Below are 21,776 nucleotides of genomic sequence, written 5' to 3'. Positions count from 1 at the left end.
ATCATGCAAAAGCTGAACCCTCGCGAGTGTGTAATGGTGCTGGGTGGTGGCGGCGTCTTGGTTATGCTTGGTCTATGGCTTTATGTGTGGCAGCCGCTGATGGTGGAGCGGGAGGCCCAGAGCGCGCGTATCGCAGGCTATCTCTCGACCCTACAGATTGCCAGAGCCGCAGCAAGCGGTGCGCCCGTTATTGCGCCTGTCGCCGCCTCCACAACGCCCATTGGCCCGCGCGTTACACAAAGCGCCGAAGAGGCCGGCATCCCGCTGGCCCGCCTTGATCCTGACGGCGAACGGCTGCGCATCACGGTTGCAAAAGCAGGATTTGCCGAGGTGACCTCATGGATTGCTTCGCTTGAGGCTTCAAGTGGTGTGCGCGCTGTCGCTGTCGAAATGGACCGCCTGACCGAGCCTGGTCAGATCAGTCTCCGGCTCACCCTTGAGGATGTACAATGACCTTTACCCCTCTGAGTTACAGTTTCGCAAAGGCGAATGGCGTCTTGCTGCAAAAGCCTGCCGAGTTCGCAGAAAAACACGTCTGCCAACATCTTGAAACCGCCTCTGTCTCGGCCTTGATCGAGGCCCAGCGCATTGCGGGGCGGCTGGTTTCGTTCGAAGCAGTGGATGCTGCGACCTTTGATACGGCCCTGTCCAAAACCTATCGCGACAGCGCATCGGAAGCTGCACAAATGGCAGGGGCCGAACGGGATGACCTCAGCGCCTTGGCGGAAACGGCCGCCTCCGTCGACGATCTGCTGGACCAAAAGGATGATGCACCGGTTGTGCGCCTGATCAACGCGCTTCTCCTCGAAGCAGTCAAGGACGGTGCATCCGACATCCATATCGAGGTTGAGGAGAAACGCCTCGTGGTCCGCTTCCGCGTGGACGGCGTCCTGCGTGAGGTGTTGACGCCTAACCGCGCTTTAGCCCCGCAATTGTCCAGCCGCCTCAAGGTGATGGGCAAGCTCGATATCGCGGAAAAGCGGCTGCCGCAGGATGGCCGGGTGAGTTTACGCGTCGGCAGTTACGAGCTGGATGTACGAATTTCTACGCTGCCCTCGCAGTTCGGGGAGCGGGTTGTTCTGCGTCTGCTGGACAGGGGGCAGACGCAGCTGGGCATCGGCCATCTGGGTCTGTCGCAGCGTGACACTGCCGCATTCAACCAAATCATCACAGCGCCGGAGGGGCTGGTTCTGGTCACTGGACCGACCGGTTCGGGCAAAACAACATCGCTTTATGCCGCGCTGCACGCGCTCAACGACCGTGAGCGTAACATCCTTACCGTCGAGGACCCCATCGAATACTCTATGGACGGGGTCGGCCAAATTCAGGTTAATGCAAAGACTGAAATGACTTTCGCGCGCGGCTTGCGCGCGATTTTGCGTCAAGACCCCGATGTGATTATGGTAGGCGAGATACGCGATGGCGAAACCGCCAAGATCGCGGTTGAGAGCGCGATGACCGGACACCTTGTGATGTCGACCCTCCATACCAATACAGCGATTGGCGCCGTCTCGCGCCTCATTGATATGGGGGTCGAGCGGTTCTTACTTGCTCCGATGTTGCGCGGGCTGGTGGCACAACGTCTGGTACGCAAACTCTGCCCCGAGTGTCGGACTCCCCATGCCCTGAGCCAGAGTGAAGCCGCGCTCTTGTCGGGCGTCGCCGAAGCCGGCCTCGAGATTTACGAGGCCAAGGGATGCGATGCCTGTGCCGGAACAGGCTACCGCGGGCGGTTACCAATCTACGAGATCATCGTTATGACGCCCACGCTCGAAAGTATGATCCACGAAGGTGCATCTGAAGCCGCGATGGCAGCCGAGGCGCGCAAGACCGCCCCTGGAATTCTGCAAGATGGCGTGGAAAAGGTCCGTCAGGGCCTCACGACAGTTCATGAGGTCGCACGTGCAGTCCGCGAAGATGCCATTCTGGGCGAGCGCTGAACATGCCTGCGTTCACCTATCGCGCCGTCGATACATCCGGTAAGAAAAGCAAGGGCCTGCTAGAGGCCGCCTCGCTGACGGCGGCCCGTGCCGATCTGCGCAAGCGCAATCTGCTGCCGCTGTCGGTAGAAGCCACAATGCGACCCGCAGGCGGGGCCACTTCCCTGCGCCCCCATCGCCTGAGCCTGAAAAAACAGGTACTTGTTACACGGCAACTGGCCACCCTGATTGGTGCACAGGTGCGGATCGAGGACGCTCTGAAGATTGTGGCGGATCAGATAACGGGGGCACGGGACATGTCCCTGCTCCTTAATTTGCGCAGCGCGATCGTCGACGGACGCAGTCTGGCGGACGCGCTTGAGGATGCGCAGGGCAGTTTTGACGAATATTACCGAGCATCCGTGAAAGCAGGCGAGAGTGCAGGCAAGCTGCCGCAGGTGATGGAACATCTGGCGAACCACATCGAGGACCGCGCCCGCAACCGGCAAAGCTTGCAATTGGCACTGATCTATCCCGCATTGCTGGCGGTTGTGTCACTGGGTGTGATCGTGGCTCTGCTGACGTTTGTCGTGCCTGACATTGTGCGGGTATTTACCGCCCGCGGCGCCGAACTGCCTGCCCTGACCCGTGCGCTCATCGCCGTGTCAGAATGGATGCAACGCTGGGGGACGGTTTCAGCGGTGTTGCTCATCGCCGCGATTGTCAGCGTTCTCACCCTTCTGCGGCAGCCCGAAATGCGGCTTGTCTGGGACAGGTGGCTGACCCGTGTGCCTCTCTTTAGCGGCTTAGCCCTGCGCCTGAATTCTGCGCAGTTCTCTGGCACGCTTGCGACGCTGGTGCAATCGGGTGTGCCCCTTGCCGATGCGTTGGCGGCGGCCGCAGGTACGGTTCCCAACCGCTATATCCGTACGAGGGTTGCGCGCATCACCCAAGATGTATCCGAAGGTGCCAGCCTGTCAAAGTCTGTGGAGGCATCAGGCGTCTTTCCCCCGATGCTGATCGCGATGATTGCAAGCGGCGAGGCAGGCGGGCGTCTGGGTGATAGTCTGGACCGCGCCGCCACAGACCAGGCCGCCTCTCTCAAGGCGACAGTGACCACAATCGTGGCCTTGGTAGAACCTGCGGTCCTTTTGATCATGGGCGGGATCGTGATGCTGCTGGTGATGTCGATACTCATGCCGATTGTGGGGCTAAATGCGCTTGCCGGATGATCAGAACGGCAGTTGCAGGTTGATCGGGCCACCCCGAGGCAGCTGTGGAAATACATCGGCCGCTGCGGGTAGGATCTCGATATCAATCCTGCGTTCACGCCGCACACGAACCGTCGCCAACGCCGCCTCCTGCGCCCCTGTGAGGACCAAAGAAGCGTCCCGCTCCACTTGCCCGAGGACGAGGGTCAGAGAGGGCACCGTGATCTGGCGACCGTCCTTGCTGCATGTCCCCTGCGGCGTACTCACCAGACCAGAGGCCTGCGCGGATCGCCAATACCAACCGAAGTTTACATCGCTCAGGCGGGCAGTCATATCGCAGAGCCATGCGCCCTCTACCAGCTGCGCAAGGCCGGGACCGGCACGGCCCGCAACATCGCGGGCCTTGATCCCGCGCAGGCCTGTGCGCAGCGTGCCGGTCACCCTACTGTCCGCTCCTTCAAGCACAAATTCGGTTCGCAAATGAGGCAGCCAGAGCACCCCTGCACTGCTGTGCCACTCAAGCTGGTAGCCACCTTTAAGGTCGGCCTTCCCGCTACGGATGGAGCCGTAGACAGCAATGACTGCTGGCGATAAATCTGTATTACGTGTAATCAGGCTTACCGGCATCACGACACCACTTATCCCGATCAACGAGACGAGGATCACACATGTCAAAGCCAACCCAATCAGAAAATGTCGCAGCCTGCGCAGCGGATGACCGCCTTTCGCGCCGGCGGATTTTGACCGGCTTATCAGCGGCATCGGTTGTCTCCCTTGTATCGAATTGTGGACAAATATCACTGCCAGCGGCGGGTGCCACACGCGGATCGGGCGGTCCGCAGAAGTCTGCGCTTTTATTGCCCCTGTCCGGTGCGTCAGCCGAATTAGGCCAGACATTGCAGGCCGCTGCAACCCTTGGCGGCGGACCCGGTGTCGGCATCGAAATTGTCGATTGCGGTTCAGCTCCGGAAACGGCTGTCGCGGCGGCGAAACAAGCGGTCGCAAGCGGTGCCAAAATGCTGGTAGGCCCTGTTTTCAGCGCGCAGGCCAGCGCGGTGGGCAATGCCGTGCGTGTGCCTGTTGTGACCTTGTCCAACAACGAAGAACTTGCGGGGGGTGGCACATTCGTTTTTGGCGTGACGACCGCACAATCAGCGCAAGCGATCCTCTCGATCGCGGCACAGCGTAATCTGCGCGATGTGGCTGTTGTGGTCCCGCCCGGCACGTTTGGCGCACAATCCGCCGCTTCTGCCCAGCGCGCGGGTCAGGCATTGGGTCTCTCGGTGCGGCCCACCCTTACGCGGGGCAGTCCTGATGGCCTTATGGCTGCACTCTCGGCGGGCGGCAAATTGCCGGATGCGGTTTACATACCTGTCGCAGATGGCACCCTTCTCCCCTTTGCCGAAGCGCTGCGCGGATCAGGCATTCAGCTACTGGGATCCACACAGTGGTCCGCCCTTGATCTGTCGCAACAGCCCGCCTTCCGCGACGCATGGTTTGCAGCGCCGGACCCGCTACGCTTTGCCGCCTTTGACGAGGCATTTCGCAACGCGTCGGGAACCCCGGGGGGCATCATTAGCGGCCTTGTTCTCGACGGGGTCGAACTCCTGCGTATTCTCGGCCAGACCGGCCAGCTCTCGGCCAAGGGACTTACCCGCAAGGAGGGGTTCACCGGCGTGATCGGTCCATACCGGTTTGACCGTTCCGGCCAGTGCGAGCGCGGGCTTGGAGTGCTGAGGGTCGGCGCTGGGGATTTCAGCCTGATCGGCAGCACATCTGTATGACCGCAGAGCGGAGCCGCGATGCAGGGCTGAGCCTGATCGAGGTCTTGGTGTCACTTGCGATATTTGCCGTAATAGGCATTGCTGGCCTCGCCGTTCTAAACACAGTAGCGCGCACCGGAGAGCGCACGGAAGGACGGCTTGAGCGGCTCGCGGAAATTGACCGCGCCTTTTTGATCATACGCCGCGACCTTGCCCAAATCACACCTTCTGCCGTCACTCTCGATACACAATCAATCGCGTTCCAACGGAGTCAGGGACTGGCGTCGGCCAGAGTTGCCTATCGCCTCGATGATGCTGTGATGGTGCGCCAGATTGAGATGCCCCAAGCGCCCCCCGTCCGCCAACAGCTGCTGTCCGGCATTGCGTCGGCACAGTGGCGCGTCATGGACCGCGCGCGCCAATGGCACAGCATCTGGCCCCCCGCAGGCGAACAAACGGCCCCTACTCCGATCGCGGCAGAGGTGACCCTCAGCATTGGACGCACGGAGGGTCCTGTCCCCCACAGCGTAACCCGCCTCATCGTTCTGCCCGCAGGTCAGGGCAGATGAGCCCGCGTTCTCAAGATGCAGGCGTGGTTTTGGTTAACGTTCTTGTGGTTCTGGCAATCGCGGGAGGGTTAATGCTGGTGCTGATCTCGACCCAGGGAGCGGCAACTGACAGGGTATTGCGTGCTGCCGATGCAGCCGTTGTCGAGCAAATCGCGTTTGGAGCGGAGGCATCAGTTGTAGATGCCTTGCGCCGGGATCTCGATGACGGGCCAGAGACCGACCACCTCAACGAGCCGTGGGCGCTGGGGGTCATTCAAAACGAGGTTGTGCTGCCGACCGGAGAATTCTCGGTTCAGGTGACGGATTTGCAGGCCAAATTCGACATTAACCAGCTGGCAGACGCAAATGCAGGGACGCAGGCGTTTGCCCAACGCCTGATGATAGCGCTGGACCAGCCGCCACAGATCGCGAACCAGATCATCCGCATTCTCGCTTTCACCGGCCCTGTTGGCAGTCTTGATGATCTATTATCCTTTGGCGTTGCGCCGGAAGCTCTGGCTGCGATGAGGCCTTATGTTACGGCACTGCCTGTTCAGGGCACGGTGAACCTCAATTCGGTTGATCCGTTCTTGTTGGGTGTCATGTTGCAAAACAGAAGTCAGGCAAGCCAGCTTATCCGCCTACGCGAAGGGCGCGGATCATTGACACTTGAGGATCTGAGCAGGGCGAACGTCCTGCGGCCCCAAAACAGTGGTCTGATTTCGAATGCCTACAGCGTCGATATTCTGGCACAGGCGGGAGATGCAGAAATCAGATTGCAGAGCACGATTGTCCGGAGCACTGAACGCGGAGCTAAAACGGTGGAGATTACCGGCCGGCGTTTTGTCTATGAACAGCCGGACAGCGCGGAACAGTAGACATGCAAACGGCCCTCCGATCAGGGAGGGCCGCTGCGTTTGGTATGACGCCGCCGTTATGGGTTAAACGGGGCTGCGGTGAGGCTCACTGCGGTAATATTGACGGCTTGTGCGTCAACAGGGTCGGAGTTTGGGGCTGCCGCAAACATCTGGACAAATCCGGACCCAAGGCTGGAAATTCCGGCTACTCCAACCGCCGCGCCACCGCCGCCGCATGCTGCTAACAAAAGCAGGGCGCCGAAAGCGGAAGATTTTGATTTAAGTTTCATCAGATCCCCCTATCAGTTTACTGCGCCGGGCAGTGGTGTGTTCAGGTATGGAAACACGTTCTGCATGTCACGAGCCGAGATTGGCGCGCCATCAATGAACGGTGCATTGCCGACTGGCGCATCTTCGGGGTTACAGTAACCCAGATTGATGTTGTCGCTGTCGGTGTCTTCGACTGCACCCTCTACACCCAGTTCAGCACCAAGTGGTACGTTGTGGCAAAGTGCGCCCATAACAACGCGCAGCGCGATATCAACCACATCATCACCAGGACGACGACCGTTAGGGAAACCTGCAAGATCCTCAGCTACGACACCAAAAGGACTTTGACCCCCGCGGAAGGTTGCGGGCACTGCCGTGTTCAGGCGCATCATTTCAGAGCCGGTCACGATGGACTGCTGGTTGAAACCCGGAAATCCGGTAAGGAAGGCCGCGACAAGGTCATTGCGCGGGAAGTTGGACGGCGCGATGTTGTCTGGAGCACCCAGTGCGTCGCGGAACAGAATGTCAACCAGTGCGGGCAGTGTCGGGTTAGTCACATAGACGGCCAGTGCGCTGTCCTGTGTCGGCTCGGCAGCGTTAAAGAGGTCCTTGTCAGGCAGACCGATGACCAGTTCGTTGACCAACGGGTTGGACAAACGCGACTGCTGCACAAATGCGCCGCCGTACTGGGAAGTAGCCGCATAGGTTGGCGATGGATCTTCAACGTTACCCTGTGGCAGGCTCGCTGTCGTCCAAGCACCGATTACACCGTTGCCGGTACCCACGACACATTCTGTAGGCACTTCGATCGCAAGCGATGTTACGTTGAACCGCCCAACCAGATCATCGTTTTCACGGGTGTTTTCGATGGAGCCTTCGAGCGGTACGAGGTTCACAAGGTCAAATACCTGACCAAGGTTCACCGCGAATGCCTCAGCGCGCTGCCCAACAAATACCTTGCCCGGAGTGGAGCAGCCCGGAATAGTGACCTCGTTGATGAAGCTATCCGCATAGGTGCGATAGTCAGGGAATGTTTTTTCGCCGATGTTATCAAGTGGCTTGGCAAATTTTGCACCATTCGGACCTGTCACAGCGCTACGGGTACCCGACCGACGGTCGCCAGTAATATGTGTCAGCGTATAACTTTCGATCTCGTTTAGCGAATCGGATGCAGCGCCGGTGATCTGACCCGCTGTACGCAGCGGTATCGCGACAGTTGCATCGCCAATCTGCAGAGCAATGCCCGCGCCATCGTTTGCCAGCTCGTTTGCAAAGTCGAACTGGAATGTGATGTCTTCTACGGCATCGCCATCATTGTCGATGTGGATTTCATAAATCGCGTCGGGATCCATCGTGAAGTAGTTCGGACCACCATAGGGTGCCTGCAACGGAATATAGTTCGCGATGAATGTGATAAATTTTCCGCGACCGGGCTCATAGCTTTTAAACATGTAAAAGTCGGAAGCATCGACTTTTGGCTGCTCAGTGATACCCGGCGCTTCGCGATGCGAAGACGCTGTTGCCGATGAAGCAATAAGTGCAGCAGCACTGACCGTCATTGCAAATCGTACAGCTTTGTTTGTAAATTGCATTCGTCTCTCCTGGTTGAGCGAAAAGTTTTCCACCCGGTTTTATTATTAACGAGATTATTTTTATAACCCGGTCGAGACACGCGAGGGGTCGTGACTTAGTTTCACCTGCGTCGGCTTTATTTAACCAGTTTACTTTAAGAGGCTGATCCAGTGACGTTTTTTATTACGGCTATACTGATCCTGATACTGGCGCGGCTCATATGGATCGATTTGGAACAGCTTCGCCTGCCCGACCATTATACCATACCTCTGGTTGTGGCCGGTTTGGCGATCAGTGCTCCGGATGGCGGTGTCGCCTTGTTGTCTTCAGCCATTGGCGGTGCTGGGGGCTTCGCCTTGTTCTGGTTAATCGGACATTACTACTTCACGCGGCATGGCACCGAGGGCCTTGGTCTTGGCGATGCAAAGCTTTTTGCGGCCAGCGGCACATGGCTTGGTGCTTTACTGCTGCCGCAGGTTTTACTGGTCGCGAGTCTCGGCGGGCTGGCATTTGCACTTTGCCGCAGAGGTGGCGTACGCAAGCCACTGGCATTCGGCCCATGGCTTGCGCTCGGATTTATCACGGTCTGGCTGAAAGAAGCCGTCGTACCATTACTCTAGGCTGCTTTGGCATGTCGTGTTCCGCCCTGCCCCATCAAAAGCTGGGCAACCACAAGGCAATCTGCGGGAACAGGATCAGCAAGAAAACGAGCAACATCGAACACCCGATATAGGGCATCGCGGCGCCGTAGATCTCGCGCATGGTTGTGTCCTTGGGCGCCACTCCTTTCATCACAAACAGGAGTAGCCCGAAGGGCGGTGTGGTAAAACTGATCTCAAGAGCCAGCAGGATGATGAGGGCAAACCAGATCGGATCGAACCCGAGTGTCAGTGCAAGCGGGAAGAAGATCGGCACTGTGAGCAGCATCATTGAAATTTGCTCCATGAACATGCCCAGCAACAGCAGCACAGCAAACATCGCCAAAAGCATCGCGATCGGTGCGAGATCAAAAGAGGTGGCCCACCGGATCAAACCAGAGCTTGCGCCGGAGAACGCCAGCAACTGGCTAAACGTGGCAGAGCCGAACACGATCAGATAGGCCATAAGCGTTACCCGCAGCGCGCCCACGATTGAGCGTTTCATAACCTCCCACGAGAGGCAGCGGAATATAACAGCGAGGATAAGCACACCCAGCGCACCGAACGCGGCGGCCTCGGAGGGGGTGATCAAACCGCCAACCATGCCGAACACGATGAGGATCATCACCGATAGCATCGGCAGAATATCCTTGAACAACAGCGCAAACTTCTGGCCCAGCCCGATTGTCTCGACGTCGTATGCAGGGGCAGCGTCAGGGTCCATTTTTGTCTGTATGTAAATTGTAGCAATATAAAAGCAGGCAAGTATCAGACCGGGAATAATACCCGCAATCAGCAATGCCCCCACATCAACCCGTGCCAGTGTCGCCAGCAATACCGCAAGTGCCGAGGGCGGTATGATGATCGCCAATCCACCGGTGCCGAGAATCGGACCAATGGACATTTTCTTTTTGTATCCGCGCTCTGTCATTTCAGGCACCATCAACGACCCCAGCAAGGCGGTGGAGCCCATAGAAGACCCCGATAGGGTGGAGAACGCCGTACCGCCCAAAACAGTGACATAGCTGAGCCGGCCAGGCAGGCGCCCCAAGAGTTTATCGATCGCATTGAACATCCGTGCCCCGAGGCCGGTGTGAAAAAATATCTCGCCCATGAGCAAGAATAGCGGGATCGGCACAAGTGCAAAATTGGTCAAGCTGCCGAAGCCGTTGTTGAGCATCAGCGTGACGCCCCTCGCGCCACCCATAAAAAGCCATGCGCCAACAATATTAGCCGCTAAAAATGCCAATGCGACGGGCATGCCGATGGCCATGAGCAGAAGAATAGACCCCAGCAACAGCGCAAGCGATTCAAACCATTCCATTATTCGTGAATTCCTGCTTCGCCGGAGTGCATGAGATCAGCGCCAAAAACAAAGCGGCTGAATTCGGCTGCCATCAAGCCAAAGCTGATGGGAAAGGCCGCGGTGAGTATCCATTTTGGAAAGTAGTAGGCGCGCACATCCAGATCGTTGCGCGCAATGTTGTTGAGCATCAGCTCTCCCCCTTTCCACGCGAGCAGAGCGCAGACAGCCACACAACAGGCCGCGACAAAGCGGCTGACGGCGCGGCGGGCACTACCGGGTAGTGCTGCAGTCACCAGTTCGATATGAACGTGGCCCTTTTCGCGTACCAGCCACGGCGCACCAAGCATGGTCATATAGAGGATCGCATATTCACTGGAGGTGAACAGCCAAGCAAACGGCTGCATCCCCAGATTGCGCATCATCACGGAGGTGACGACCGAAATCATCAACCAGATTAGCATCGCACCCGCAATCCCCGCCATTGCATAAAGGACTCCAAGATAGATCTTGCCAAACATTCGCATCTTTCACTCCCGCGTTGAAATACGCGCCGCAGATGATCCGCGGCGCGCGTCTGGCCTACTTTGTATAGAAAAGTTCGATCAGTTTGTCGTAGTTGTCGGCACCTTGCGGGCTTTCTTCCATCAACGCCTTCATCCGCTCCCATGTGCTGGACACAGCTGCTTCGAGGTATGCATCGGCAGCGTCGCCCTCGAGTGTGATGACAGTCATGCCGGCATCTTCGAGTGCTTTGAAATCAGCATCCCGCACCGCACCGAGTTTTTCAGCTGATTCAGCTTCGTGAGCAATTGCCACATCTTGTACGATGGTGCGCGCCTCTTCTGACAAGCTGTTCCATTTTTCGAGGTTCACGATCGTGCCTAGGTCGGTCGAGAAAAAGCATGGCTCGATGCGGTAGTTAAGGAACTCGTTCCACTTCAGGTCGATCAGGCCGATCTGTGTCCAGCCTGTCGCATCCACCACGCCACGCTCGAGCGCCGAGTAAACTTCGGTGGTCGGGAGGTCGATGACCTGTGCGCCAAGATAATCGGTGAAGAAGGCGTTATAGACCGCGTTGCCGCGGAGCTTGAGGCCTGTCACGTCAAGGTTGCCATCCGCATCCAATGTAGGCTCATCGCGTGTCCACAGGTTGTAGCACACACCGGAATCGAACCAGCCGAGGTACTTTACGCCCATCTTTTCCTGATGGATTTGGTCGATGAGTTCGATGCCGCCGTTTGCACGCACTTCGGAAGCGACTTTGTTGGATGTCACGAGCGCGTCTTTTTCAGGCAATGCACCGGCGTAAAAACTACCCGGCGTGTAGACCATATCGACCACACCGCTGCGCACAGCGTCGGGCTGCTGGAACATGCCGATGGCTTCGGGTCCACCGCGTACTTCGATCTGGATGACACCTTCGCCTGCGGCGTTTACCTTGTCGACAAATTCCAGAAAGCTTTTGGTATAGACCAGTGATTCAGGAAAGGCGTGAACGGCTGTTAGCGTCTCTTGAGCGTAAGCTGTTCCGGCCAGAGCAGTTGTGGCGAGGATGCCGCCGAGAATAGTATGTTTCATTTGGTCGTTCTCCCTGTTGATTGGCACATTTTGCGCCGTTGGTTTTGTTTTAGATTGCGGGCAAAGCCCATGAATGCGCGGCAAGGCGGGCCGCGCGAAACGTCGAAATTTCGTCTGAATGGTCAAGGGTCATGTCGATGTCATCCCACCCGTTGATCAATTTCTGCCGGCTTACCGGATCGAGGGTAAAGGCCACTTCACGTCCCGCTACTGTCGCATGCCCTGTTGTCAGATCAACGCGCGCAGGCGCGGCACCATCCCCCAGTGCCGAAATCAGATCTGCGGCCAGGTCCGCATCGATCTGCGCGGCCAGCAGGCCATTGTTGACCGCATTTCCCGCAAAGATATCGCCAAAGCTGGGGGCGAAAACCGCCCTGATCCCGAAATCAACCAGCGCGTAGACCGCCGCCTCACGGCTGCTGCCACTGCCAAAATTTCGCCCTGCAATAAGGATCTGCGGCCTGTGGTGCTCCAACGGGTGGCTGGCTTGGGCGCCGCGCACATCATGCAGCAGAAACCCGCCGTAACCCGCGCTGCGCGGCTGCGACATAAATCGCGCAGGGATCAACTGATCTGTATCTATATTGTCTTGCGACAAAGCCACGGCTGTTCCGCTCAGAGTCTCCCAACCGCTCATACCCGTCCCTCCAACAAGGGCCGCACGTCAGTCAGATGGCCCGTTACCGCAGCTGCGGCAACCATTGCGGGGCTCATCAGATGGGTGCGCGCCCCACGTCCCTGACGGCCTTTGAAATTGCGGTTTGTTGACGAAGCACAACGTTTTCCTGCCTCTACCAGATCACCGTTCATGCCCACACACATCGAGCACCCAGAGCCGGCCCACTCCAATCCCGCGTCGATAAATATCTTTGCCAGACCCTCGTCTTCAGCCTGTTTTTTGACCAAGGCAGAGCCGGGGGAAACGAGGCCGGGCACGACTGCCTTGCGCCCTTCAAGCACCCTTGCGGCCATGCGCAAATCCTCAATCCGGCCATTGGTGCAGGACCCGATGAACACCTGATCCACCACAATCCCCGTCAGCGGCATACCTGCCTCCAGCCCCATATACTCGATAGATGCTTTCGTACTCTGCGCGTTTGTCGCCGATTTATCGGGATCAGGCACAGCGCCACTTATCGGTAAGGCATCCTCGGGCGATGTGCCCCATGTCACTGTCGGCGCAATAGCGGCGGCGTCGAATTCGGCTTCGCGCTCGAATGTACTACCACCATCCGAGGAAAGCTTGCTCCAATCCCTTACTGCTGTGTCCCATTCGGCACCTCGGGGCGCAAAGGGGCGACCCTTCAAGTAGTCGAAGGTCACCTGATCCGGCGCGACCAAGCCCATGCGAGCGCCACCCTCGATGCTAAGGTTGCAGAGGGTCATGCGCCCTTCCATACTTAGACCGCGCACGGCATCGCCCGCGTATTCCACCGCAAAACCCTGCGCGCCACCCGTACCAAGCGCCGCAATCCAGTGGAGCGCCATGTCTTTTGCCGTAACTCCCGCACCTAGAGTGCCGCGAAATGTAATTTGCATTGTCTTTGGCCGCTTTTGCCAGATTGTCTGCGTCGCGAGAATATGGGCAACCTCGGTCGCACCAACGCCAAAAGCAAGCGCGCCAAACGCACCGTGTGTCGAGGTGTGGCTATCCCCGCAGTTAATCAGCAAACCGGGCAGGGTCAGGCCCTGCTCGGGGCCGATCACATGGACAATACCCTGAGCGGGATCATGCAGATCGAACAACCGGATGCTTGCACCCCGTGCGTTCTCGCCCAGCTTGGTGATCATGCCGCGAATGTCTGCGGCAACCTCTCCGGCGCGGGTCGGGGCGTAATGATCCACTACACCGAATGTCAGTGCGGGGTGCGCTACGGTCATCCCGCGCTCGCGCAGCTTTGCAAATGCGTGATGAGAGCCTTCGTGCACAAGATGCCTGTCGACCCACAACAGGGACGTGCCGTCTTCGCGGCGCAAAATCTCGTGCGCAGCCCATAGTTTGTCGAGCAAGGTTAGCGAAGTGCTCATTCGGCAGCCTCCGCACGGCCCGCGTTGACCACAGGTTCCCAATGACGCGCATCCCCCGCCCCTACACGGCTCAGCTTCATTTCCAACTTGAACATATCTGGCCTGTAGAGCGCTGCAAGATACTCGACCCCGCCGCCCCGCGCATCACGCACAACACGGTTGAGCGCCAACAATGGCGCCCCGACGCTCAATCCCAGATGAGCCGCCACTTCAGGCGAGGCGAGCGTGGCGCTGACACTTTGGTCTGCGGTCTCGACCTTTACACCCGACCGCTCCAGCAGGCGGAACAGAGGCGTCGTGGCCAACTCCGATTCCGAATAGTTTTGCGCAATCTCCTCGGGGACATATGTCGTCAGATGCGAAAAAGGCTGCCCCTCGATAAGGCGCAGCCGCACGGCGGTCTGGACGTTTGCGGAAGGCGAAATCTTCATCGCCTCCGCAACAACGGCTGGCGGCACACCATAGCTGAAAGACAACAGACGGGCGGTTGTTTCGTGACCCATCTGGACCACCTGAGGCATCAGCGTTGTGAAGTCAGCCGCCATCGACGGACGCTCGGCGGGGGCGCAAACCCGTGTGCCTACACCAGCACGGCGATCAATCAACCCCTCTGCCTCCAGCGTATCAAGCGCACGTCGCAGCGTAACCCGCGACACATCCAGCAAGGCCGCCAGCTTCTGTTCGCCAGGCAGGATTGTCCCATCGGCATATGTGCCGCGCGTAATTCCATCCAAAAGCTGCAAGTAGACGCGGCGCGACTTCCCCCCCTCCGGAAGGCTGCTCACAGACGTATCACCGGGTTTTGCAGACATTGCAGGTCATCTCCTAATATTCGTTAACCGTAACGGCGTTTTGCGCAATTGCAAGAAAACTGTACTACGGTTTGTGAAATATTTGTTCTATGCCTGAATAATTATCTGTATTATAAAAGATACAAATACTTTGGGGGAAAGAAATGCCGGTACTCGAACTTCACGTACTTGAAGGCTATACCGACGAGGAGAAAGGCAGGCTGGGACGTGCGCTCACCGATGCGGTTCGAATCGTTGTGCCAGCCCCCCCCGAGGCCGTGACTGTGATGATTCACGAGATGCCGCACGCAGCTTACATGCGCGGACGCGAGCACCGCAATGGCGCGCGGGCGCTGCCCGATCCCGTCGAAATCATTCGCGGGTTTCTGGGCGCAATGGAAGCGCGTAATTTGAAACAGGCACAGGCTCTGCTGGGACCGGATTTCACCATGAACTTTCCCGGCGCACCGGAACTGCACAGCCTTGCAGCGCTGATTGAGTGGGCGGCGCCGCGCTACCGTTTTGTGAAAAAAACCTATGAAGGTTTTGACGCCCTGCACTCGCCGCAGGCACACGCCATTGTCTATTGTCGCGGCACGCTGAGCGGCGAGTGGCCTGATGGCACCCCATTTGAGGGCATCCGATTTATCGACCGATTCGAAGTGACCGCAGGCCTGCTCACACGGCAGGACGTATGGAATGATATTGCTGAACATAAGGGAAAAACATGAGCGTAGAGATTGATCCCATCACGCTGGCCGTTCTGGCCGGCCGGATGGAGCAGATTGCAGACGAGATGGACGCGACACTGTTTCGCGCTGCCTTTAACCCCATCATTGCAGAGGCACATGACGCGAGCCATGGCCTCTATCACGCGGTTTCCGGCGACACCCTTGTGCAGGGCAAATCAGGTCTCCCGATTTTTGTGGGCGTGATGAGCTTTGCGGTCAAGGCCGTGATCGACAAAGCTGCGCAGAATGGCGATCTTGAAGATGGCGATATCTACATTTTCAACGACGCGCACGTCGGCGGAACACATCTGAGCGATATGCGCCTTGTGCGGCCCTACTACCATGACGGTAAACTGTTCTGCTACCTTGCCTCGGTCGGTCACTGGCACGATGTGGGCGGTGCAGTGCCGGGAAATTACAATCCCGCCGCCACGGATGCGTTTCAGGAGGCTTTTGTGCTGCCTCCTGTGCGGCTCGCCAAAGCAGGTGTCATCCAGACCGACATCATCGATATCCTTATGCGCAACACCCGCTTGCCACAATCAGCGCAGGGTGATCTGAACGGGCAATTGGGTGCGCTTGATCTTGGTGTGCGGCGCATGGACGAACTACTGGGCGAATACGGGGCCGATACCGTGCGTGCAGGTCTTGATGCCCTTCAAGACCGTGCCGAGACACTGATGCGGGCTGAGTTAACGGGCCTTCCCGATGGCCGCTGGACAGCGACCGATTACCTTGACAATGACGGCATCACCGATGTTCCCCTGCCGATCACTGTAGCCCTAGAGATTTCGGGCGACACGATGACACTGGACTTCGAGGGTACTGCACCGCGCTGTGCAGGACCTGTGAACATCGCGTTGCCGACCGCAGTGGCCACTGCCTATGTCGCGATCAAACACATCTTTCCCGCACTGCCAGCCAATGCAGGTGTGATGCGACCTATCACTGTCAAAATCCCCGAAGGCTCCCTGCTTTCGGCACCCTTTCCCGCACCTGTGGGCGGATATACAGAAACAATCCTGCGAATGATCGACGTCATATTCGCCGCCGCAGCAGGCGCAGCACCTGAGCGGGTGGTGGGCAACGCCTATGGAACCATCAATGCCCTGTCGATCTCTGGCACGCGCGACAATGGCAAGCCTTGGGTCATGTTCAGCTTTTACGGCGGCGGGCATGGCGGCGCCATCGACGGTGACGGGTTGAACCACGGGAACGCGCCAATCTCCACCGCGACGATCCCACCGCTGGAGATTCTCGAAGCTGCCTATCCCGTCATGTTCAAACAATGGGCTTTGCGCCCTGACAGTGCTGGGGCAGGCACACATCGTGGCGGCCTCGGGGCTGTGTATGAAATCGAAGTATTGGAGGGCAACGGCGCCAAGGCGTTCTTGTTCGGGGAACGGGGGCGGTATGCGCCTACCGGTGTCGCAGGCGGCGGTGATGCCGCGCTCAACGTCTTCAGCTTCGAGCAAGTGGACGGCTGGCAGCACCCACCGATGGCCTCCAAAATGGTTGGGATCAAGTTGGAGCAAGGACAGTCTGTGCGGCTGGAAACACCGGGCGGCGGGGGATACGGACCCGCATCAGCGCGCGCGCCCGAAGCTGTCGCTCGCGATGTCGCGGCAGGCTTCCTGTCAGCACAGAAAGCAACTGAAACATACGGTACCGGATGGCAGGAGCACACAGCATGAGCAAGATGATCGGCGTCGACGTAGGCGGCACATTCACGGATATCTTTGTGTTGGACGAAGCGACAGGATTGGCCGAGGTGGCAAAAGTGCCAACCTCACGCCCGGACCAGTCGGCGGGTTTTCTGGGCGGTATCGGATCGCGGGTAGAAGACCTCAGCGAGGTATCGGTGGTCGTTCACGGCACAACCGCAGGCACCAATGCCTTACTTGAGCGTAAAGGCGCAAAGATCGGCGTTATCACCACGCAGGGCCTGCGTGATGTCCTTGAGATGCGCCGCCGTGACCGTCCCCGCACGTGGGGTTTGCGCGGTGATTTCACACCTGTGGTTGACCGCGCCCAGCGCCTTGAGGTTCCAGAACGGACACTGGCCGACGGGACCATCAGAGTACCTGTCGATCTCGATGCTGTACGTGAGGCCGCCCGAAATCTTATCGCGCAGGATTGCCTCGCCGTTGCAGTGCTGTTCGCCAACGCCTATGCAAATCCCGAGAACGAGAAACTCGCCGTGGCGGCAGTGCGCGAAATCTGGCCAAATGCCCACGTGTCATGCTCCTCTGAAATTCTACCCGAAATCCGCGAGTTCGAGCGGTTTTCGACAACGGCCCTCAACGCCTATCTTCAACCCGAAGTATCGGGGTATCTGGGACGGCTCGAAACCGCGCTGAAAGGCGACGGTTTTAAGGGTGAATTCATGATCGTCCAGTCCAACGGCGGCGTGATGGACGTCGCAACGGCAACGAAATTTCCGGTGCGCACTGCTTTGTCCGGCCCTGCGGCGGGTGTGGTTGCGGCGGGCTATATCGCTCAGGCGGCGGGTTTTCCCGATGTAATCACAGGCGATATGGGCGGCACCTCCTTCGATGTCTCGCTCATCGCGCAAGGGCAAAGCATGCTGAGCCAGCAAACCTCGATTGATTTCGGGATGGTCGTCCGCTCGCCCATGATCGAGATTACGACAATCGGTGCAGGTGGCGGCTCTATCGCTTGGGTAGACAAGGGCGGCCTTCTGAACATTGGCCCCGAAAGCGCAGGCTCCACCCCCGGTCCTGTGGCATACGGGCAAGGCAACACAAGGCCCACTGTGACAGATGCAAATGTGGTGCTGGGTCGCATTGATCCTGACAATCCGATCGGCGGCAAGCTTACACGCCTCGATGTCGAAGCAGCACAAGCGGCTATTCTTGAGCATGTCGGCGCGCCGCTGGGCCTTGATGCACTTACCGCCGCCGAAGCTATTTTGCGGGTGGCGAACAGCCGAATGGCGGGCGCGCTGCGTCTTGTGTCGGTCGAGCGCGGGTTTGATCCCAAACGCTTCGCTTTTATGCCCTTTGGCGGCGGCGGCGCACTGCATGCAGGTGCGATGCTTGAAGAGGTTGGACTGGCGCGTGCTATTGTCCCGCGTTATCCTGGTGTTACCTCGGCAATGGGCTGTGTGATTGCCGACATGCGGCAAGACTTTGTTCAAACAGTCAATGCCATGCTCGACGGTGTGGATACGACCTCCCTTGTCACGCACATGCAACACCACGTGGATCAGGGCCTTGCCATGCTGGACGCATCGCGCACTGTTTTCGAAGCCCGCCAAACGTCGTTCATTCTTGATATGGCCTATTTGGGTCAAACCCACACAGTTAGCGTTCCGCTTCCGGTGACGGTCGATAATGGCAAGGTGACAGCCCCAAATGAGGCCGCGATCGGCGAAGCATTCGATACAGCCTACCGCGCCACCTATGGTCGCCTGCTAGAGGGGGGCGTGCGGCGCGTCATCAATCTGCGCTCCGCCGTTACGGGCAAGCGCCCGCGCTTTGATCTGTCCACGTTGGCCCCGAAAGGCGGCAGTGTCGAGACAGCACTGCGCGGCACACGGCAGGTATACTTTGGTGGCCAGTGGTACGAGACCCAGATATACGCCCGACTTGAATTGCCGGTTGGTGCACAAATATCAGGCCCCGCCATTCTGGAACAGCCAGATACAACTGTCCTGATCGAGCCGGGCCTCACAGGTCGTGTCGATGCCTTTGGCAATACAGTGATTGAAAGGAGCCCGACATGAACCCGCAGCGTACTGCCCTTCTGACCATTGATCTGCAAAACGACTTCTTGCACCCTGAGGGGGCATATGGCCGTGCAGGTCAATCCGCTCCCGCAATTGCAGCGCTGCCTGCCCGTATCGCACCGCTGCGCGCAGCGTTGATAGCCGCAGGAGGTACCTACATTTCGGCACAGTTCACCCTTGTACCCGGTCGCGGTGGGGCGCCCCTGATTGCGGCGCATCTGAAAAAGCTGCGGCCTTTTCTGACCAATGGCGATTTTACCCCCGGCGGGTTCGGGCATGATCTTGTCGACACGCTCAAACCTGCTGACTTCACCATCGAAAAGGTCGCGTATTCCGCATTTTACCAGACGCGGCTGGAATATATTCTGCGCGCTATGGACATAGATACTCTTATTGTCGGCGGTATTGTGACCAATGGCGGTGTGGCCAGCACCCTACGCGATGCGCATCTGCGCGATATCCATACCGTTATGCTGTCGGACGGCTGTGCTGCCTTCAACAGTGACGTGCACGAGGCTACGCTGGTCTCTCTTGGGTCGGTCACACAGGTGCTGACCTGCGACGAAGCGACAAAACAGATTGGAGCGGCACCGTGAGTTTACGCAAGCGCCTGAGTTCTTCCGATATTCTGATTGCTCCCGGAGTTTATGACGGGCTGACTGCTGCACTTGCTACGGATGCAGGGTTCGAGGCGCTTTATTTGTCGGGCGCTGCGGTGGCCTACACGCGTCTTGGCCGCCCTGACATCGGGCTGAGCACAGCAAGTGAGATGGCCGACACGATGGCACTCATTGCTGATCGCAGCGATTTGCCGGTGATCATGGATGCCGATACCGGCTTTGGTAACGCGCTCAATGCGCGGCGCACAATGGTATCGTATGAGCGTGCGGGCGCGGCAGCGCTTCAGGTAGAAGACCAGACCTATCCCAAGCGCTGCGGGCACTTGTCTGACAAATCACTCGTGTCACGTGCAGAGATGGCGGATAAGATCGCTGCCATGGCTGATGCGCGTCGTCATGACACCCTGATCATTGCCCGCACTGACGCAATCGCAGTCGAGGGTTTCGAGGCCGCCGTCGACCGTGCCGGCGCCTATATCGAGGCCGGCGCCGATGTGCTATTCATCGAAGCCCCGCGTGACACCGCAGAGCTGGGTCGCATTGCACAAACTTTCAAAGGGCAAGTGCCCTTGCTTGCGAATATGGTCGAGGGTGGCGCAACGCCGATCTCTTCTGCGCAAGACTTGCAAGCGATGGGATTTGATATCGTAATCTTTCCTGGCGGTATCGTACGGGCGCTGGCACGCACAGCGCATGACTATTACAGCAGCCTGAAAAAGGCCGGGTCCAACATACCGTTTGCCGACCGGATGTATGATTTTGACGGGCTGAACGAGGCAATCGGAACACCCGAAATGCTCGCACTTGGGAAACGGTATGATGGCACATCCTGAAATCGCTCCACCGCAAGCAACCTATGACATAGAGGTCGAAACCCTGATTATCGGCGCGGGTGCGGCCGGCATGATAGCCGCATTGCGCGCCCATGAGGCGGGTCAGGACGTTCTTTTGATTGAGGCTGACCCCCTGCCATCGGGATCTACGGCGCTGAGTGCTGGCCTGATTCCCGCCGCTGGCACCGCGCTGCAGCAAAAGGCAGGCATCGCAGATGATCCAGCGCTATTTGCCGCCGATATCCAGCACAAGGCGCATAATGAGAACGAGCAAACGCTCGTGGATGTCCTCGCGCAAAATGCGGCACCGGTAATCGACTGGCTCACCGACACCCACGGCCTGCCATTTTCAGTTGTCACCGACTTTGACTACCCCGGCCATTCACGCCGGCGCATGCACGGCCTGCCCACCCGATCGGGCGCTGAACTGGTCGACGCGCTGCGCCACAGGATTGAAGATCTTGGCATTCCGCTGATCTGTGAACGCCGCGCTGTCACGCTTTACTCCGACGGGACCCGCGTTGACGGTATTCAGGTCCTGCGCCCCGATGGCGCTTTTGAGACGATCAAGGCGGGCCGCCTCATACTTGCGTGCAACGGATTTGGCGGCAACCGCGCGATGGTAACACAACACATGCCGGAAATTGATGGCGGACTGTGGTTTGGCCATGATGGTAACAACGGCGATGCGGTCAGCTGGGGTGAGAAACTGGGCGCTGCCACGCGTCATCTGGGTGCCTATCAAGGGCACGGGAACGTGGCCCACCCCCACGGCATTCTGATTACATGGGCAGTCATCACCGAAGGCGGTTTTCAGGTTAATCGCGACGGATTGCGCTTCTGGAACGAGGCACAAGGATATTCCGAAGCAGCACGTGCTGTTCTGGAGCAACCGGACGGTTTTGCATGGGCCGTATTCGATGCGCGCATCGCAAATATCGCGCAGCAGTTCGCCGATTTCAAATTGGCACAACGTCAGGGAGCTGTGGTGCAGGCCGATACACTAGACGCACTTGATGAGAAGTGCGGGTTTGAGCAAGGCAGCCTTGGACGCATTATTGCGGCAATACCCCGCGACGGAACCGACGCGTTTGGCCGGCGCTGGACAGGCCAACATCTGACGGCTCCCTTTTGCGCCGTCAAAGTAACTGGCGCGCTGTTCCATACCCAAGGAGGGTTGGATATCGATCCGGTCAGCGCACGTGTCAGAATGCTTTCGGGTGGCCTGTTTGACAACCTCTATGCCACAGGCGGAGCGGCGGTTGGCGTATCGGGAGCATCTGACAGCGGCTATTTATCCGGTAACGGCCTCCTCGCCGCAAGCGTTCTGGGGGCCATCGCAGGCAAGGGTTAGCATGCT

At 58.4% G+C, this 21,776-nt stretch carries 22 protein-coding genes; 13 read left to right on the top strand and 9 right to left on the bottom strand.

The annotated features are described in order from the left end of the window. Positions 1 to 3 precede the first annotated feature (3 nt). Genes gspM through C8N30_RS10520 form a run of 3 tightly spaced genes read left to right on the top strand, consistent with a single transcriptional unit; the run spans position 4 to position 3,151 of the window. A complete protein-coding gene (gene gspM / locus C8N30_RS10530) occupies positions 4 to 453 on the top strand; it encodes a type II secretion system protein GspM (protein ID WP_232222862.1) in 450 nt (149 codons plus the stop codon). Continuing rightward, positions 450 to 1,940, top strand: coding sequence for a GspE/PulE family protein (locus tag C8N30_RS10525; protein ID WP_025060933.1), 1,491 nt, complete (start codon positions 450 to 452; stop codon positions 1,938 to 1,940). Before gspM ends, C8N30_RS10525 begins: the two co-directional genes overlap by 4 nt. A gap of 2 nt (positions 1,941 to 1,942) precedes the next feature. After that, the gene (locus C8N30_RS10520; RefSeq protein ID WP_025060932.1) at positions 1,943 to 3,151 is read left to right on the top strand and encodes a type II secretion system F family protein; all 1,209 of its coding nucleotides are present in this window, start codon (positions 1,943 to 1,945) and stop codon (positions 3,149 to 3,151) included. Here C8N30_RS10520 and C8N30_RS10515 read toward each other — a convergent pair whose 3' ends face one another. After that, a complete protein-coding gene (locus tag C8N30_RS10515) occupies positions 3,152 to 3,796 on the bottom strand; it encodes a hypothetical protein (protein ID WP_037967744.1) in 645 nt (214 codons plus the stop codon). Positions 3,797 to 3,798: 2 nt separating this feature from the next. On the opposite strand from C8N30_RS10515, the gene C8N30_RS10510 reads away from it, so the two are divergent. Genes C8N30_RS10510 through C8N30_RS10500 form a run of 3 tightly spaced genes read left to right on the top strand, consistent with a single transcriptional unit; the run spans position 3,799 to position 6,319 of the window. Beyond that, a complete protein-coding gene (locus tag C8N30_RS10510) occupies positions 3,799 to 4,914 on the top strand; it encodes an ABC transporter substrate-binding protein (RefSeq protein WP_025060930.1) in 1,116 nt (371 codons plus the stop codon). Continuing rightward, a complete protein-coding gene (locus tag C8N30_RS10505; RefSeq protein WP_025060929.1) occupies positions 4,911 to 5,462 on the top strand; it encodes a type II secretion system protein GspJ in 552 nt (183 codons plus the stop codon). Before C8N30_RS10510 ends, C8N30_RS10505 begins: the two co-directional genes overlap by 4 nt. After that, positions 5,459 to 6,319 (top strand): type II secretion system minor pseudopilin, encoded by an 861-nt coding sequence (locus C8N30_RS10500; protein ID WP_025060928.1) that lies wholly within the window; start codon positions 5,459 to 5,461, stop codon positions 6,317 to 6,319. The genes C8N30_RS10505 and C8N30_RS10500 overlap by 4 nt, the downstream gene beginning before the upstream one ends. Positions 6,320 to 6,375: 56 nt before the next feature. Here the strand turns inward: C8N30_RS10500 and C8N30_RS10495 are convergent, their stop codons facing one another. Continuing rightward, positions 6,376 to 6,588 (bottom strand): hypothetical protein, encoded by a 213-nt coding sequence (locus tag C8N30_RS10495; RefSeq protein ID WP_025060927.1) that lies wholly within the window; start codon positions 6,586 to 6,588, stop codon positions 6,376 to 6,378. Between the two features lie 12 nt (positions 6,589 to 6,600). Continuing rightward, positions 6,601 to 8,160 carry a DUF4331 domain-containing protein gene (locus tag C8N30_RS10490; protein WP_025060926.1) on the bottom strand — a complete coding sequence of 520 codons (1,560 nt, stop codon included), beginning with the start codon at positions 8,158 to 8,160 and terminating at the stop codon, positions 6,601 to 6,603. A gap of 150 nt (positions 8,161 to 8,310) precedes the next feature. Between C8N30_RS10490 and C8N30_RS10485 the strand changes: the two genes are divergently transcribed. Further along, positions 8,311 to 8,760 carry a prepilin peptidase gene (locus C8N30_RS10485; RefSeq protein WP_025060925.1) on the top strand — a complete coding sequence of 150 codons (450 nt, stop codon included), beginning with the start codon at positions 8,311 to 8,313 and terminating at the stop codon, positions 8,758 to 8,760. A 34-nt stretch (positions 8,761 to 8,794) separates the two neighbouring features. Here the strand turns inward: C8N30_RS10485 and C8N30_RS10480 are convergent, their stop codons facing one another. From C8N30_RS10480 to C8N30_RS10455, 6 genes are read right to left on the bottom strand one after another with little or no spacing between them, the layout of a single operon-like run. Further along, the gene (locus C8N30_RS10480; protein ID WP_025060924.1) at positions 8,795 to 10,102 is read right to left on the bottom strand and encodes a TRAP transporter large permease; all 1,308 of its coding nucleotides are present in this window, start codon (positions 10,100 to 10,102) and stop codon (positions 8,795 to 8,797) included. Then, entirely contained in the window at positions 10,102 to 10,608 is a 507-nt protein-coding gene (locus C8N30_RS10475; protein WP_025060923.1) for a TRAP transporter small permease, read from the bottom strand. The genes C8N30_RS10480 and C8N30_RS10475 overlap by 1 nt, the downstream gene beginning before the upstream one ends. 55 nt (positions 10,609 to 10,663) lie before the next feature. Then, on the bottom strand, positions 10,664 to 11,662 hold the full coding sequence (gene dctP, locus C8N30_RS10470) for a TRAP transporter substrate-binding protein DctP (protein WP_025060922.1): 999 nt from the start codon (positions 11,660 to 11,662) through the stop codon (positions 10,664 to 10,666). A gap of 49 nt (positions 11,663 to 11,711) precedes the next feature. After that, positions 11,712 to 12,299, bottom strand: coding sequence for a 3-isopropylmalate dehydratase small subunit (gene leuD, locus C8N30_RS10465; RefSeq protein ID WP_025060921.1), 588 nt, complete (start codon positions 12,297 to 12,299; stop codon positions 11,712 to 11,714). Further along, positions 12,296 to 13,690 (bottom strand): 3-isopropylmalate dehydratase large subunit, encoded by a 1,395-nt coding sequence (gene leuC, locus C8N30_RS10460; protein WP_025060920.1) that lies wholly within the window; start codon positions 13,688 to 13,690, stop codon positions 12,296 to 12,298. The genes leuD and leuC overlap by 4 nt, the downstream gene beginning before the upstream one ends. Beyond that, positions 13,687 to 14,502 carry a GntR family transcriptional regulator gene (locus C8N30_RS10455; RefSeq protein ID WP_025060919.1) on the bottom strand — a complete coding sequence of 272 codons (816 nt, stop codon included), beginning with the start codon at positions 14,500 to 14,502 and terminating at the stop codon, positions 13,687 to 13,689. Before C8N30_RS10455 ends, leuC begins: the two co-directional genes overlap by 4 nt. 143 nt (positions 14,503 to 14,645) lie before the next feature. Between C8N30_RS10455 and C8N30_RS10450 the strand changes: the two genes are divergently transcribed. The 6 genes from C8N30_RS10450 to C8N30_RS10425 are packed head-to-tail and all read left to right on the top strand — an operon-like array spanning position 14,646 to position 21,770. Then, positions 14,646 to 15,212 (top strand): tautomerase family protein, encoded by a 567-nt coding sequence (locus C8N30_RS10450; RefSeq protein WP_025060918.1) that lies wholly within the window; start codon positions 14,646 to 14,648, stop codon positions 15,210 to 15,212. Next, positions 15,209 to 16,906 (top strand): hydantoinase B/oxoprolinase family protein, encoded by a 1,698-nt coding sequence (locus C8N30_RS10445; RefSeq protein ID WP_025060917.1) that lies wholly within the window; start codon positions 15,209 to 15,211, stop codon positions 16,904 to 16,906. The genes C8N30_RS10450 and C8N30_RS10445 overlap by 4 nt, the downstream gene beginning before the upstream one ends. Beyond that, positions 16,903 to 18,960 carry a hydantoinase/oxoprolinase family protein gene (locus C8N30_RS10440; RefSeq protein ID WP_025060916.1) on the top strand — a complete coding sequence of 686 codons (2,058 nt, stop codon included), beginning with the start codon at positions 16,903 to 16,905 and terminating at the stop codon, positions 18,958 to 18,960. Before C8N30_RS10445 ends, C8N30_RS10440 begins: the two co-directional genes overlap by 4 nt. Beyond that, positions 18,957 to 19,559, top strand: a complete 603-nt coding sequence (locus C8N30_RS10435; RefSeq protein ID WP_025060915.1) for a cysteine hydrolase family protein — start codon at positions 18,957 to 18,959, stop codon at positions 19,557 to 19,559. The genes C8N30_RS10440 and C8N30_RS10435 overlap by 4 nt, the downstream gene beginning before the upstream one ends. Next, positions 19,556 to 20,416 carry an isocitrate lyase/PEP mutase family protein gene (locus C8N30_RS10430; RefSeq protein ID WP_025060914.1) on the top strand — a complete coding sequence of 287 codons (861 nt, stop codon included), beginning with the start codon at positions 19,556 to 19,558 and terminating at the stop codon, positions 20,414 to 20,416. Before C8N30_RS10435 ends, C8N30_RS10430 begins: the two co-directional genes overlap by 4 nt. Then, entirely contained in the window at positions 20,403 to 21,770 is a 1,368-nt protein-coding gene (locus tag C8N30_RS10425; RefSeq protein ID WP_025060913.1) for an FAD-dependent oxidoreductase, read from the top strand. The genes C8N30_RS10430 and C8N30_RS10425 overlap by 14 nt, the downstream gene beginning before the upstream one ends. Positions 21,771 to 21,776 lie beyond the last annotated feature (6 nt).

It is taken from the genome of Sulfitobacter guttiformis (assembly GCF_003610455.1).
Classification (GTDB): Bacteria; Pseudomonadota; Alphaproteobacteria; order Rhodobacterales; family Rhodobacteraceae; genus Sulfitobacter; species Sulfitobacter guttiformis.
This window is presented reverse-complemented; position numbering and strand designations above follow the sequence as displayed.